The sequence below is a fragment of the Corynebacterium capitovis DSM 44611 genome, assembly GCF_030440535.1.
In the GTDB taxonomy this organism is placed as follows: Bacteria; Actinomycetota; Actinomycetes; order Mycobacteriales; family Mycobacteriaceae; genus Corynebacterium; species Corynebacterium capitovis.
Genome location: NZ_CP047117.1, coordinates 37,953 through 51,470, shown reverse-complemented (window position 1 = coordinate 51,470; position 13,518 = coordinate 37,953). Strand labels below are relative to the sequence as shown.

Here is a 13,518-nt window from a genome sequence, read left to right as displayed (position 1 = left end):
ACCCTACTAACGCTCTAGCCACTCCGAGCGGAACTCGCCGTGGCGCGAGCAGGTCGCCTCCCAACCGACGGGGTTGATCTTGACCACCATGCGCCGCCCGCACAGCGGGCAGATGCGCGGGGCGTCATAGGATCTGCGGTCGAAGGTGGCCGACCCGGACAGGATGGCGTCGGCAAGCTCCGTGCTCTGAGGCGTCCTCACAGCGCCTTCAAGGTGGAATACACGGAAGGAATCCCCAGGCTGGTTACGCGGTCGACGGCGTCGCGGTCGCGCTCGATCGGGCGGCCCAGGGTGGTGAGGTAGTTGCCACCAATGATGGCGTTTGCGCCGCCGAGGAGGCCGGCTTCGGTGCCGTCGTCGCCAAGAGCGAGCTCGGTGCCGCCCGCGAAGCGCAACTGGGCGGTGGGCATGGCCAGGCGGAAGGCGGCAACCGCGCGCAGCGCTTCGCCCTGGGGGACAAGGGGCCTATCGGCGAAGGGGGTGCCGGGGCGAGGGTCGAGGAAGTTTAGGGGAACCTCGTGCGGTTCAACCTCTGCGAGCTGGACCGCGAACTCGGCGCGCTGCTCGAGTGTTTCGCCCAGCCCGATGATGCCACCGCAGCAGGTCTCCATGCCCTCGGCCCGCACGAACTCGAGGGTGTTCTTGCGTTCCTCCCACGTGTGGGTGGTCACGACGTTGGGGAAGAAGGAGCGCGCGGTTTCAAAGTTGTGGTTGTAGCGGCTCACGCCCATGTCCCGCAGCTGCGCAGCCTGGTCGCGGGTGAGGATGCCCAGCGAGGCGGAGATAGAAATGTCTACCTCGGCGTCGATCGCGGTGACGGCCTCGCGCACCTGGTCCAGCAGATTCTGGGTCGGTCCCTTCACGGCGGCGACGATGCAGAACTCGCTGGCACCCATCTTCTCGGACTGCTTCGCGGCCTCGACGAGTTCCGCGATGTTGAGCGTCACGGCGCGCACCGGGGACTCGAACAGACCAGACTGGGAGCAGAAGTGACAGTCCTCGGGGCACCCGCCCGTTTTCAGCGAGATGATGCCCTCCAGGCTCACCTCGACGCCGCAGTGGCGGATGCGCACGTGGTGGGCGAGATTGAGCAGGTCCTGCAGGTCCTCGTCGGGGACGGTAAGCGCCTGGTAGACCTCGTTTTGGTTGAGGCCGATTCCCTCCTCGAGGACTTTGTCACGGGCGATGTCGAGAATGTTTGCCGGCATAATTGAACTCCGTTCAGTTGGGATGGCCTCACTATAAACGGTTGTAGGGTTGGTCACTATGAGTGACCTCGCCGCATCGACCATTTCCCTGCTCGAAGAGCTGATCCGCAACGCCTGCGTCGGCGAGGGCGAGGTGCGCAACGCGGACACCCTGGAGAGGTTCTTCGCCGGCAGCGGTGCGAGGGTGCAGCGCTTCGAGCCCGAGCCCGGCCGGGTAAGCATCGCGTTTACCGTCGAGGGCGGTCCGAGTGAGCCACTCACCCTGCTCGGACACACTGACGTCGTCGCTGTGGATCGCCCGAAGTGGACGGTTGACCCCTTCGCCGCCGAGGAGCGAGACGGGCGCATCTACGGTCGCGGCGCGACGGACATGCTCTACATCACCGCCGCCATGGCCGCGGTGACGCGCGAGGTGGCGCGGGCCGGGAAGCCCTCCGGCACCCTCACCTTCGTCGGGTGCGCGGACGAGGAGGCCCGCGGGGGCCTGGGCGCCGGGTGGCTCGCCGAACAAAACCCAGCGCCGTTCAGCTGGCAGAACTGCCTTTCCGAAGAAGGCGGGTCGCACCTTCCTGTCGACGGTGACGCCCTCGTCGTGGTCGTCGGCGAAAAGGGCGCTGCCCAGCGTCGCCTCGTCGTGCACGGCGACGCTGGGCACGGCTCCACCCCGTACGGCAAAGAGCTTGCCGTTGCGCTCATCGGGGAAGTTGCGCAACGCATTGCGGCGATCGAGCCCGCGGTCCAGCGCAGCGACCTGTGGGAAGGCTACGTCCGCGCCTTCCGCTTCGACCCGGCCACGGAGCACTCGCTTCTCGACGGCCACGGGTACGACTCCCTCGGTGAGCTCGCCCGCTATTCCCACGCGATGAGCCACCTCACCATCGCGCCGACGGTGCTAAGAGCGGGCTCGTCGATCAACGTGCTGCCGTCCACCGCGTGGCTGGAGTTGGATATCAGGCCCCTGCCCGGGCAGACACAGGAGGAGATCGACGATATGCTGCGCGAGGCGCTCGGCGACCTAGCGCCGGCGGTTGAGATCGAGCACCTCATCACTGAAGACGCCACCGTCTCCACCACCGATAGCTCCCTGTACCGCGCCATCGTGGACACCTACGCCGAATTCTTCCCTGGCGCGCCCGTGGTTCCCATCCTCTCCGCCGGCGGCTCCGACCTGCGCTTCGCCCGACGCCGCGGCGGCGTGGGTTACGGCTTCGCCCTGCACGACCGCGAGCGGACCTTGGGCGACGTGTTGGATCAGCTGCACAGCCACGACGAATACGTGGACGTGCGTGATGTAGAGCTGACGGCGCAGGCGTACCGCTCGCTCGTGGGCCGGTTTTTAGGCGTCTAGGTCACCCCACTCGTAGGCAGTCTCGTCGCCCGCCGAAATGCGCACGCCTGGGAGGGGCGCGAGGTGGGCGTCGAGAAGAAGCTCGTTGCTCGCGCCGAAAGTGCGCAGCGAGATGGACTCGTTGGTCTTTTTAAGGACTTCGACGCGGGCGTGGGTGAGCCACGAGTTGCGGCGGCGCAGGCCGATGAGCGCTTGGTGCTCGCGGAAGATCCACCCACCACGTGGCGAAAGGTCGGCGGGCGTGGCGGGAAGGGCGGGGCGCACCGCGTCGTCGGCTGCGAAGCCCTCGGCGCGCAGGCCCTCGAAGCCTTGCTCGTCGCCGTAGTAAATGCTCGGCATGCCGGGCAGCGTCATGAGGATGGCCAGCGCGATGATCTCACCATCCTGGCCAATTGTGCTGGCGATGCGGTCGACGTCGTGGTTTCCGATGAACGTGTTGGGCACAATGGCGTTCGAAAGTCGGCCGAGCGCGTGGTCGAGCTCCCAGAAGTTCACGTCCTTAATGGAGGACCACAACGCCTTCCACAGCTCGTACTGCGTGACGGAGTCGAGCGTGCCGGCTTCGGCGATTCCCGCGTAGTCGCCGTGGATGACCTCACCAAGGAAGAAGGCTTCGGGGAATTCGGCACGGACCCGCGAGAGGACTTCGCGCCAAAACGCCAGGGGCACGGCGTAGGCAACGTCAAGGCGCCATCCGGCGATGCCGCGGCGCAGCCAGTGCAGCATGATGTCCGTGACCATGTCCGCCACACGGGGGTCGTCATGGTGCAACGTGGCCAGCTCGCCGTGGCCCTCCCAGTCGGTATTGCCCGCGAACCCCGCCGCGACCGCTGGGTGGGTACGCGAGACGTGGTTGAACACGCCGTCGAGCATGACGTTGATTCCGCGGGCGGAGCACTCGGAGATGAGCCAGTCGAAGTCGGAGTCGTCGCCAAGACGAGAGTCCACTGTGTAGTGGTCGAGGGTGTCGTAGCCGTGACCGATAGACTCGAAGATAGGGCCCAAGAGAAGGCCGTTGCAGCCCAGCTCAATGAGGTAGTCCAACCAGGGTCCGAGGTTGCGGAGACGGTGGCCGGCGTCGTCGCTACGGCGGTCGCGCACGGGCGCTCCCGTGGCGCCCAGCGGATAGACGTGCCACCAAATCGTGTCTGACATCACCGCGCCCAGCCTACCGGGTCACATTGTGCAACTTGCCTACGATGCGCTGCCGGAGGTTCTCCATCATCTCGGAGCTGGGCTGCCCGTCAAACGTAAGCGTGACGCGGGTGCCGCCACTCGAGGCGTCTTCGAGGTCAAAGACTAGCTCGGAATCACCCAGATCCCACACCAGCCGATCTTGGCTCGCCGACGTGCAATCGGCTTGCTCCCAACCTCCCGGGTTGGCAATAGCCTCGTGAACCTTAGAGAGCGGAGCACCCACGACAAAAGAGAAGTCTTTGCTCGCTTGCACGCGGGTGCCGTCGGAAAACTCATAATCCGGCATGGCACCTTCGGGATCGAATACGCGCACGTGCCCCATCTTCGTCAATCCCCCCATGATTAACGTCAATCCGGCGCGGTTGAAACTGGTCACAGCGGAGACATCAAGAAGCAAATCGCGCGTGACACCCATCTTCTTGAGGTCGTAGAGGATCTTCTCGGCGGCAACAAAGTTGATCGTGCCCTGCAGCTGGACCAGGGTTTCCTCTCCGCAGCGCTCGACGGACTTGATGCACGGCGCCGCGTAATAATCAGCTGCCACGAGGTTCAACCCCAGAGAGTAGGACAGTTCGCGGAAGATTTTCACCCCGCGCACCGAGTTTCCCTGGCGGTCAAGCCGCGGACTTAGCGACGCCATCCCCAACTGCCCCGGCATCGTCCCGATCAATCCGCCAGACACCCCGGATTTCGCGGGAATGCCTACATTGACCATCCAGCGACCGGAGGCGTCATACATTCCAGCTGAGATCATCACCGCCTGAGTGACCCGTGCGGACGGCGTGCCGATGACGCGTTCACCTGTAACTGGCTGAACGCCTCCGTTGGCCAAGGTCGCGGCCATGACGGCAAGGTCACGCACCGTGACCAGGATCGAGCATTGCTGCGTGTAGCTTTCGACGGCATCTTCTACTTCATCCTGCAGCATTCCGTATTCGCTGAGCAGGTGCGCAATTGCTAAATTGCGATGTGCGGTGCCCCTTTCGGTTTCTGCTAGGCCATGGTCGATTGTCAGTTCGCGCCCTGCTAAGCGGGACATGAAGGCCCGGATCTTCTCCACCCGCTCGTCGACGGTGGAATCAGAGCCGTTGATGAGCTGGTTCACCGTGATCGCGCCAGCGTTGATCATTGGGTTCGCGGGGCGGTGCGTGTCCTCCTCCAGGGAGATGTCGTTGAATGCCTCGCCAGAGGGCTCGACACCGACGCGGCTGTGCACTTCTTCCGCTCCGAGCTCTTCTAGCGCGAGGGCGTAGACGAAGGGCTTGGATATGGATTGGATCGAAAACTCGCAGGTGTCATCGCCTGCAGAATAAAGGTGTCCCGTGGTCGTGCACACCGCTAACCCCAGCTTGTTGGGGTCGGCCATGCGCAGCTCAGCGATGTAATCCGCGACCTGCCCGGAGTCATCTGCCCGCACGTGGTCCAAGATCCGGTCGAGGTATTGGTGAACTGGTGTCGGCATATGGGCAAGCCTACGGACGGGCCAGGGTTTGTGCGTGGCGTAGCTTTATCCAACGAAACAGCGGGCCGAAGCTTTTGATTCAGCGTCTCCATACCCCCATATTGGGGTACTACCCGCTACCTATTGATTAGTCGAAACTGCGCCATCGGCTGGCGATTTTGGGCTCGGCGACCTCTAGTTATGTGTCGAAAACTATTTACCCGAGAGCTCAAACACAGCGATTTTTTACAATTTTTTGAGGGTTAGTGTCGGGAATTATGCGATATCTCCCAGCCTTCGCCGGCGGTGAATTAAAATGGAGCACGCTCGATCCACTACCCGAAAGGAAACAACATGAGCTCTTTCGTCGATGCCCTCCAGGAAATCATCAACTCCGTTTTCAGCGCCCTCCTCGCAGCTCCGAACGGCCTTCTTGACGCCCTGCAGGCGCTGTCTTCCAAGGTCGCTCAGTAAGACCGGTGCACGATCCCGCACCCGCTGGGTGTGGGATTTTTTATGCCGTCGTCAGGACAGACATGCCCACAACAACCATCATGATGAGGTCAATCGAGTGCGCAATCCCCGGAATGCCGCCAAGTAGCACCCCGACGGCCACCATAAGGACAACCCAGCCCACCGCGCCCGTGAAGCGACGGTAGGGCATGTCGGCCGTCCCTGCGGCGAAAGGGACGTAGGTGCGCACGATCGGAAGAAACCGGCCCAGAACCAGCGCGATTGGGCCGCGCTGCGCAAAGAAGGCTTCTGCCGCCTCGAGGCGGTCGGTGCGCAGGATTGCCGCCGTAACTAGCAATGAGTCGCCTGGCACGAACGGAAAGAGCACCCCCGATTCGATGAAGACAATCGCAGCGAGGCCAAGGAGAACGTAGGGGCCCATACCAGCTAGGAGAGTCTCCGCGTCCATCATGGTACTCAAGGTGGAGAGTGGGGATCAGGAAGGCCCTACTCTCGGCGAGGACGCCGCTACCCATCGCTCCGGGGGTGCCGGGCCGAAAAATGACTAAGCATATTCTCCGGACTTTGGGTTGCCCTGGAAGAGCCAGAGGCTAAGCACGCAGAACACCAACGCTGCGACGGCCAGCAGGCCGACAACCGACTGGTAGGCCATCATCGGCAACAGCGAACCCGTCACAGCGACGGTGAGCAGCGTTCCCAGCTCGTAGGAAACCTCCTCGACACCTGCGGCCATCCCCGAACGGTAGCGAGGTGCCGAGCCGATGATCGCCGTCGAGGAGACCGACATGACCGACCCGGTGCTCCACCCGAGCACCGCCAGGGCGACAAGGGCCGTCGACAGGCTGTTGTGCTCGGTAGCCCAGGACAGCAGCGTGGCGCCTGCAGCCGCGCCCGCGAAACCGCCAGCGATGAGCGGGAGAAAGCCCCAGCGATGCAGGTTTGCTCCCCCAATCGTTGAAGCCGGAAACGCCGCGACAGCCATAACGACAACGATAAGACCGGCGTGCAGGGGCGAGAGGCCGTCGACAAGCTGCAGCTTTTGCGTAGTCATGAGCTCAACGCCCGCGGTGACAAACATTGCCCCCGCCGCGGCGATGATACCGCCCGAGAAGATGCGGCTGCGGAAGACGTCCAAGGTGAGCAGTGGTTGCGCCAGCCGCGGTTGGCGGCGGGCGAAGAGCACCGCGCCCACGACACCCGCCACTACACCTCCAGCGAGCAAAAGCAGGGTGCGATCGGGATTCACAGCCTCCTTGATAGTCATGGTCAACCCGGTCAGGGCAAGCAGCGCCCACAACGAAGAAACCGCGTCCCATTGCTTTTCCGGATTCGGAAGGTTTTCCGGCGCCAGAACAAAGGTCAACGCCAGGGCGATGACCACGATGGGCACGTTGATGAGGAAGATGGACCCCCACCAGAACATCTCGAGGAGCAGGCCGCCCAGCACTGGGCCGAGGCCGGCGCCCACCACCGCCACCGAGCCCCAGATGCCGATGGCGGTGTTGCGCTCGCGCTCGTCGTCAAACGTCAGCCGAATGAGCGCCAACGTGGCGGGCATCATTGCGGCGGCACCCACCCCCAGAAAGGCCCTCGCAGCGATGAGCGCACCGACACCCGGCGCAAACGCGGCGGTCAGCGAAGCAAGGCCGAAGACGGTCAACCCCACAACAAACATGAGTCGGTGGCCCACCTTGTCCCCCAACGTGCCCGTACCTAGCAACAAACCCGCCAGAACGAGCGGGTAGGCATTGATGATCCACAGGCTTTGTGTCGACGTCGCGCGAAGCTGCTCGGTGAGCACTGGGAGGGCGGTGTAGAGGATGGAATTGTCCAGACCTACCATGAGCAGGCCGAGCGAAACGACAGCAAAGAATCCCCAGCGCTGGCTAGCGGTCATAAAGCTCCCTTGGAAAGCAGATCGTGGTTTCGTTTTGAGCTACGTTTAGCTCAACGTCCCCGCCCACGGGGAAAGTGAGCAAGGGGTTCGTGTGCCCGAAGTCAACATTAGCCACGACGGGGATGCCCTCCAGCAACGGAATGGAATCGATGGTGGACTCCAGCTCCTCCCGCGTCACGCCGCTACCGGTTTGGAAACGGCCGATCACCACAGCTCGAATGCCTTCACCACCAGGCTGCTGGATGACGGACATGAGGCGGCGTCGGAACTCCGTGATGTCTGAGTTCATCGTCACCTCCGCAAACAGCACCGCGCCGTCTAAGTCTGGGATGTAATCCGTGCCGTGAAGCAGGGTGAAGATACTCAAGTTGGAACCCACGGCCGTTCCCGTGGCTCGTCCTTCGCGAATAGGCCACCAGCCTGTCGTCTCCAGCGTGGGGCGGTTGTCCTGCTCGACGTACCAGTCGTCGTCGGTGTACCAAGGGCTTGCCTCCCACACAATCGGCTCGGTTGTAAAAGCCGCGTTGGCAAAGGACTGGCGCGTCAACTCACTGTGATCGCGCATACCGAAGGTGGACCAGTGTGGACCCGAATACGTGACGAGCCCAGTGCGGGCGTAGAGCGCATTCTGCAGCGCGGTGACATCGGAGTGCCCGCAGAGGAACTTCGGGTTCGCAGCAATTAAGTCGTAGTCGAGGAATGGCAGCAATTCATTACTGTTGAACCCACCGATGACGGACATGATTCCGTCGACCTCAGGGTCCGCGAACGCGGCGTGAATGTCGCGCACCCGCGATTGCACCTCTGACGTGAAGAACTCATCTGATTCGTTGACGTGCTCGCCGAAAGTGACGGTCAGCCCCAATTTGTTAAGGCGTCGGGTTGCAAGCTGTGCGAGGTAATCTCCCGTTGTGCCGTCCACGACGAATGGAAGGGACAACGACGGGGTGACAACTCGAACGGTAGAGCCGGGGGTCAAGGGCGCTGGATAAACAGTCATTATTCTGAGGAGCCTAGCGGGAGCTACCTGTCTTCCTCCCTGAGGTAGACAGGTATGGAGTGCACCGGCGCAACCACCACGTCGTGGACCCTAAAACTCAGCTGGTGCAAAACATTGCGCAGCTCGCGGATCTGCTCGACGGTCGGGTCCTGGCCTTCACGCGGCACCGCGAAGAGCTCGACGTGGAAGACGTGGCCCTCGTCGCGCACCCTGGCGGCCGCTTCTTCCACCCAGCCAACGTTGTGGGCGGTCTCTTCGATCGTGGCAATGCACGGTTCTTTGTTGCCGTCCAGATCGGTCGCGCGGGCGTCGGTAAGGTCTCTGATCGCGGTGCGCAAGTTGGACACCCCGTCGCGCACGATGGACAAAGCGACGATGATGGCGGCAACCGCATCCATCCACCACCACCCCACCCCGATGCCCAGCACACCGATGATGGTGGACAGCGATGTCATCCAGTTCGCCTTGTTCATGTCGGCATCTGAATAGAGCACTTTGTCGTGCAAAGGTTCGGCCAGGCGCTGCTTCAGGCGACCGATAAAGATCGGCGGGATTCCCGTGATGACGAGCGCCGCAACCATGAGCCATCCCAGCCACACGCTGTGACCGAACAGCACGACGGTCCCGATCGGCGGTTTTTCCTGGTTGATCAGGTTGCTCACCGCGCCGAGGATGAGGAACGTACCCATGGCTAACAGTGCCGAGGCCGCCACGACGTGCCCCACCCCGATCGCACGGTGGTGGCCGTAGGGGTGTTCGGCGTCCGGTCGCCGCTTGATCACGCGTGTAGCGACGAGAAACGCGATCGGCGGGAGAAACGAGAGAAGATCCTCGTACCACGCGGTTTTCATGGCCTGGGACTGGCCGGCAACGACGCCCACCAGCGCAACGGTCAGGGCCAAGACGAGGATGCTGATCCAGTTCAGGCGCACTGCCTTGCGCATCGCCACAGCTTGCTCGTCGGGGAGGGCCTCGGTGCCGGAACCTGTGCTGGCCTCATTGACATCCGCCATCAAATCTCCCCCTCCTCGCGTGCCAAGAAGCGCTCAAGCTCCACGAGCAGCTTGTTCTCTCCCATCGGCACGGCCATGACCATCTTTTCTTTCTTGCCGTCCTCGTTGTCAACGGTGGTGTACCCCCGCGTCAGCGCAATCTTGGACGACCACGGTGACGTGGAGGTCAGGCCCCCGATCATCACGTCAACTTCCCCGTGGTCCATCCAATCGACGAGGACGCTTTCAGAGGCCGTTTTCCACTCGATGTCCGCGTCGATCGACTCCGCGAAACCCCGCACTAGGTCGGCCTCGGTACCGCTGACCGAACCGGAATCATCGACATCGGTCCACGGGTTGTTCTCGGAAACGCCAACCACGAGCGTCCCGTTCTCCGCCCGGTTATACGTCCCATCCGGATCGGCGGGGATTGACCCGCAGGCGGTGAGTGCCACGGTGCTGAGGGAGAGCGCCACCACCCCCATGAAGTTGCGCACCTACGTCTACCTCCGCTCGCTCATTTCCAATTGTTTTTCATTCCGACACTACACAAGCACCGACCGGGTTTGTGTGGGGTTCGGGGCCTCCGGCGCGGCCCAGCACCCGTCGCAAACTCCTATTACCCTAGGGCTCATGAAAGCACTCACCTGGCAAGGAAAGCGATCCGTGAGCGTCGAAAACGCCCCGGACCCCACCATCGTTGACCCCACTGACGCGATCGTGCGCATTACGTCCACCGCTATCTGCGGCTCCGATCTGCACCTCTACGAAGTCCTCGGCCCATTCATGGACGCCGGCGACATCTTAGGCCACGAGCCGATGGGGGTCGTGGAAGAGGTAGGCGCCGACGTCACCAACCTGAAACCCGGCGACCGCGTCGTCATCCCCTTCACTATCTCATGCGGCGAATGCTTCATGTGCCGCAACGGCCTCCAATCTCAGTGCGAGACGACGCAGGTGAAGGAGTACAACAGCGGCGCCCGGTTGTTCGGCTTCTCTCGCCTTTACGGCTCGGTGCCCGGCGGGCAAGCCGAGTATCTCCGTGTTCCTTTTGCCGACTATGGCCCCATCAAAATCCCTAGCGTCGGCGAGGACGAGCGTTTCCTCTTCCTCTCCGACGTCATCCCCACCGCTTGGCAGGCCGTCCAATACGCCGCCGTGCCGGAAGGTGGAACGCTCGCCGTGCTGGGTTTGGGACCGATCGGCCAGATGTCAGCACGCATCGGTCGCCACCTAGGCTACCGAGTCATCGGCGTCGAACCGCTGGAGGAGCGCCGCGAGATGGCGCAGCGGCATGGCATCGAGACGATTGAGGAGGGCGACGGTGTCGTCGAGAAGCTTCGCGAGATGACGCAGGGCCGCGGGCCCGACTCGGTTGTCGACGCCGTGGGCATGGAAGCGCACGGCTCGCCCGTCGCGGGTGTGGCGCATGCAGCCACCAATCTGCTCCCGCCCGCTTTGGGGCGCGCGGCAATGCAGAACGCGGGCGTCGATAGGCTCAATGTTCTCTACACTGCGATCGACGCGGTGCGACGCGGCGGCACGATCTCGCTCAGCGGTGTTTATGGCGGGATGAAGGACCCGCTGCCCATGCTGACGATGTTCGATAAACAGATTCAGCTGCGCATGGGCCAGTGCAATGTACGTCGCTGGGTCGATGACTTGCTGCCGCTTGTCGACGACCCCTCGGACCCGCTCGGGGTTCTCGACTTGAAAACCCACACTGCGCCACTCGATGACGCGCCCGCTATGTACGAGAAGTTCCAGAAGAAGGAGGACGGCTGCATCAAAGTTGTGCTCAAGCCGTGACGTGGCGGTGCCTGTCGGTGCCTGTCGGTCGTTACTCGCACGCGCGCGGGAACCCGGCCGCTTGCCGAGGAGACTAGGAGGCAGCCCGGCTAGCACGCGAGATTTATAACGGCGTCGGACCCCGGAACCTGCTGCGGTTCCGGGGTCCGACGTGTCTCGCCTTTAGGCGAACGGGATGAAGCTCTTGACGATCTTGACGATGGACGAGATCACCTTGGTGATAACACCGGTGACGTCCTCGAACTTCTGCTTGCCGGTGGTGTCATCGTTCCAGCCGAAGAAATCTTCGCTGGAGCCGGAAGCGGACGAACCATTCTCGTCCTTGGTGTCGGAGCTGGAGGAGGTGGTGCCCTTGTCGTCGGAGGAGCTCAGAGCGGAAGAACCCTGATCCTCGGCGGGAGCGGTGGTGGTGGTACCCGCAGCGGGGTCGGTGGTCCCTTCGGCAGCGGACGCGAGCCCAGCACCGGAGAGAGCAACGAGGGAGGCGGCGGACAGGGCCAAGAGGGAATTCTTAATCTTCATGACATCTCCAAGTAGGTCGACGGGTGGGGAGAACTGCCGTGGCCTTCGGTGCCGTGGCATGCCAAGAAGCTACCGCCGCCCGAAACCGCAGGGGAAGAGACGTAACCATCTGGTAACGTTCTGTTTACCTTTGAGGTGTGCACGAAAGTAGAAACAAGTAGACTCGTTCTGAATAGAAGCACTTCACGGGGATTCGGCCCTCTCGGCGCTGTGACGTGGCGGGTGTAGCGCTTTTGCTGGGGGGATGCGCGAGTCGTTGGGGCCTTTGACCTAGGCAAATGGGTTTCGGGGCGTATCTGTGCGCCGTGCTATGTGAACTGTTATTCAGCGGGGGAAAGGGTTTCGAGGGCTCTCGGTCCGGGGGTACGCAGTTAGTCGCAGTTAGACGCAGTTAGACTCTGCCTTCAGGCTAAGAACCGAAAACCGCCGCCGGTAGGCGTCGAAAAGCAAAAAGCTCGAGCCCCACGAAGAAGCTCGAGCAAGGTGTGCCCGGGGGGGGACTTGAACCCCCACGTCCTTTCGAACACTGGCACCTGAAGCCAGCGCGTCTGCCAATTCCGCCACCCGGGCGGGCGACTTGATAAATATAGCACCGCCCTTAATCGCAACACCAAATCCCGTGGCCAAAGCCATTTTTAACCGCAAACGCGCACGTGAGACGTCTCTGGCGTCTAGGTTCAGAGGGTTCGCACACTTATACTGTCCTAGTTGTTAAGAACTATCAACCACGCCGACAGCTGGATCGAAGGAGAGGAGGTGCAGGTCAATGGCTCTCATGGACAGGTTGGCGCGTCTAGACAGCGCGATGCAGCGCGGGCTGGATAACAGTATGGCCGCCGTCTTCGGCGGAAAAGTGGTTCCCGCCGAAATTGAAGAGCTGCTCAAGCAGGAGGCCCAAGACAGCCTCGTCATGACTGACCACAACGAACTCGTCGCGCCCAACGTGTTCGCGGTGGGTGTCTCGTCAAAGGACCTCGAGAACTTGTCGCGCAGCCCCGGCCTGCCCACTGAGCTCGCCGACCAGCTGGGGCGTTACATCCGGAACCAGGGCTGGCACCTCGGCGCCACAGTTGTTGTGCGCGTTGCTGAGGAATCGGGGTTGCGCACCGGGCAGCTTCGCGCCTCGTCGTACATGGACGCGGCGCCAGACATCGAGAGCGGGTTTGACGCGATCGACACCGCTGACGCGTCCCCCCGCCCATCCAAGCAGGAGAGTTTCATGACACAGTCCACGCCGACCACCTCGCCCGCAGAGCGCACAGTGAGCCTCCTCCTGCAGGACGGTTCCTCGCGCACCTACCTCGTGCACGAGGGATCAAACATCCTGGGCCGTTCGAACGACGCGGACTTCCGCCTCCCGGACACCGGGGTCTCCCGCAAGCACGCGGAGATCACGTGGGACGGCGACGTCGCCGTCCTGGTGGACCTCCAGTCCACGAACGGCACGACCGTCAACGACGAGCCCGTCGAGAACTGGTTGCTTGCCGACGGCGACGTCATCACCGTCGGACATTCCCACATCGAGGTCCGTATCGTTGAGCCGCACCCAGAGGGTCGCCTGCCCGATGACATCGCTCGCCCGGAGACGGAGATGTTCCCCGGCCAGCGGCCAGTTGACTAACCAACGTAA

General features: G+C 62.7%; 12 protein-coding genes, 1 tRNA gene and 1 pseudogene. 3 read left to right on the top strand and 11 right to left on the bottom strand.

Annotated elements, in window-relative coordinates; all coding sequences use genetic code 11:
• Positions 1-6: 6 nt before the first annotated feature.
• Positions 7-201 carry a biotin synthase auxiliary protein BsaP gene (gene bsaP, locus CAPI_RS00240; protein WP_018017267.1) on the bottom strand — a complete coding sequence of 65 codons (195 nt, stop codon included), beginning with the start codon at positions 199-201 and terminating at the stop codon, positions 7-9.
• The gene (gene bioB, locus CAPI_RS00235) at positions 198-1,208 is read right to left on the bottom strand and encodes a biotin synthase BioB (RefSeq protein ID WP_018017266.1); all 1,011 of its coding nucleotides are present in this window, start codon (positions 1,206-1,208) and stop codon (positions 198-200) included. The genes bsaP and bioB overlap by 4 nt, the downstream gene beginning before the upstream one ends.
• 58 nt (positions 1,209-1,266) lie before the next feature.
• Here bioB and CAPI_RS00230 point away from each other — a divergent pair, with 58 nt between their 5' ends.
• A complete protein-coding gene (locus tag CAPI_RS00230; protein WP_018017265.1) occupies positions 1,267-2,556 on the top strand; it encodes a M20/M25/M40 family metallo-hydrolase in 1,290 nt (429 codons plus the stop codon).
• Here the strand turns inward: CAPI_RS00230 and CAPI_RS00225 are convergent.
• The 7 genes and pseudogenes from CAPI_RS00225 to CAPI_RS00195 all read right to left on the bottom strand — a co-directional run bounded on the left by CAPI_RS00225 (position 2,545) and on the right by CAPI_RS00195 (position 10,054).
• Positions 2,545-3,711: an alpha-amylase family protein gene (locus tag CAPI_RS00225; protein ID WP_018017264.1), complete on the bottom strand. Its 1,167-nt coding sequence runs from the start codon at positions 3,709-3,711 to the stop codon at positions 2,545-2,547. The two genes, CAPI_RS00230 and CAPI_RS00225, sit on opposite strands and share 12 nt — an antisense overlap.
• Positions 3,712-4,006: 295 nt before the next feature.
• Positions 4,007-5,215: pseudogene (gene glsA, locus CAPI_RS00220) on the bottom strand (glutaminase A); the annotation flags it as partial.
• A 493-nt stretch (positions 5,216-5,708) separates the two neighbouring features.
• Complete coding sequence (locus tag CAPI_RS00215) at positions 5,709-6,119, bottom strand: DedA family protein (protein WP_425393251.1); 411 nt, start codon at positions 6,117-6,119, stop codon at positions 5,709-5,711.
• 93 nt (positions 6,120-6,212) lie between these two features.
• Positions 6,213-7,565: an MFS transporter gene (locus CAPI_RS00210; protein ID WP_018017260.1), complete on the bottom strand. Its 1,353-nt coding sequence runs from the start codon at positions 7,563-7,565 to the stop codon at positions 6,213-6,215.
• Positions 7,555-8,565: a S66 family peptidase gene (locus CAPI_RS00205; protein WP_018017259.1), complete on the bottom strand. Its 1,011-nt coding sequence runs from the start codon at positions 8,563-8,565 to the stop codon at positions 7,555-7,557. Before CAPI_RS00205 ends, CAPI_RS00210 begins: the two co-directional genes overlap by 11 nt.
• A 23-nt stretch (positions 8,566-8,588) precedes the next feature.
• Entirely contained in the window at positions 8,589-9,578 is a 990-nt protein-coding gene (locus CAPI_RS00200; RefSeq protein WP_018017258.1) for a cation diffusion facilitator family transporter, read from the bottom strand.
• Entirely contained in the window at positions 9,578-10,054 is a 477-nt protein-coding gene (locus CAPI_RS00195) for a transporter substrate-binding domain-containing protein (RefSeq protein ID WP_018017257.1), read from the bottom strand. The genes CAPI_RS00200 and CAPI_RS00195 overlap by 1 nt, the downstream gene beginning before the upstream one ends.
• Positions 10,055-10,190: 136 nt before the next feature.
• Here CAPI_RS00195 and CAPI_RS00190 point away from each other — a divergent pair, with 136 nt between their 5' ends.
• Entirely contained in the window at positions 10,191-11,366 is a 1,176-nt protein-coding gene (locus CAPI_RS00190) for a zinc-dependent alcohol dehydrogenase (protein ID WP_026157088.1), read from the top strand.
• Between the two features lie 162 nt (positions 11,367-11,528).
• Here CAPI_RS00190 and CAPI_RS00185 read toward each other — a convergent pair whose 3' ends face one another.
• On the bottom strand, positions 11,529-11,888 hold the full coding sequence (locus CAPI_RS00185; RefSeq protein ID WP_018017255.1) for a hypothetical protein: 360 nt from the start codon (positions 11,886-11,888) through the stop codon (positions 11,529-11,531).
• Positions 11,889-12,374: 486 nt separating this feature from the next.
• Positions 12,375-12,458: transfer RNA gene (locus CAPI_RS00180), tRNA-Leu, on the bottom strand.
• A 196-nt stretch (positions 12,459-12,654) separates the two neighbouring features.
• Between CAPI_RS00180 and CAPI_RS00175 the strand changes: the two genes are divergently transcribed.
• Positions 12,655-13,509 carry an FHA domain-containing protein gene (locus CAPI_RS00175; RefSeq protein WP_018017254.1) on the top strand — a complete coding sequence of 285 codons (855 nt, stop codon included), beginning with the start codon at positions 12,655-12,657 and terminating at the stop codon, positions 13,507-13,509.
• Positions 13,510-13,518 lie beyond the last annotated feature (9 nt).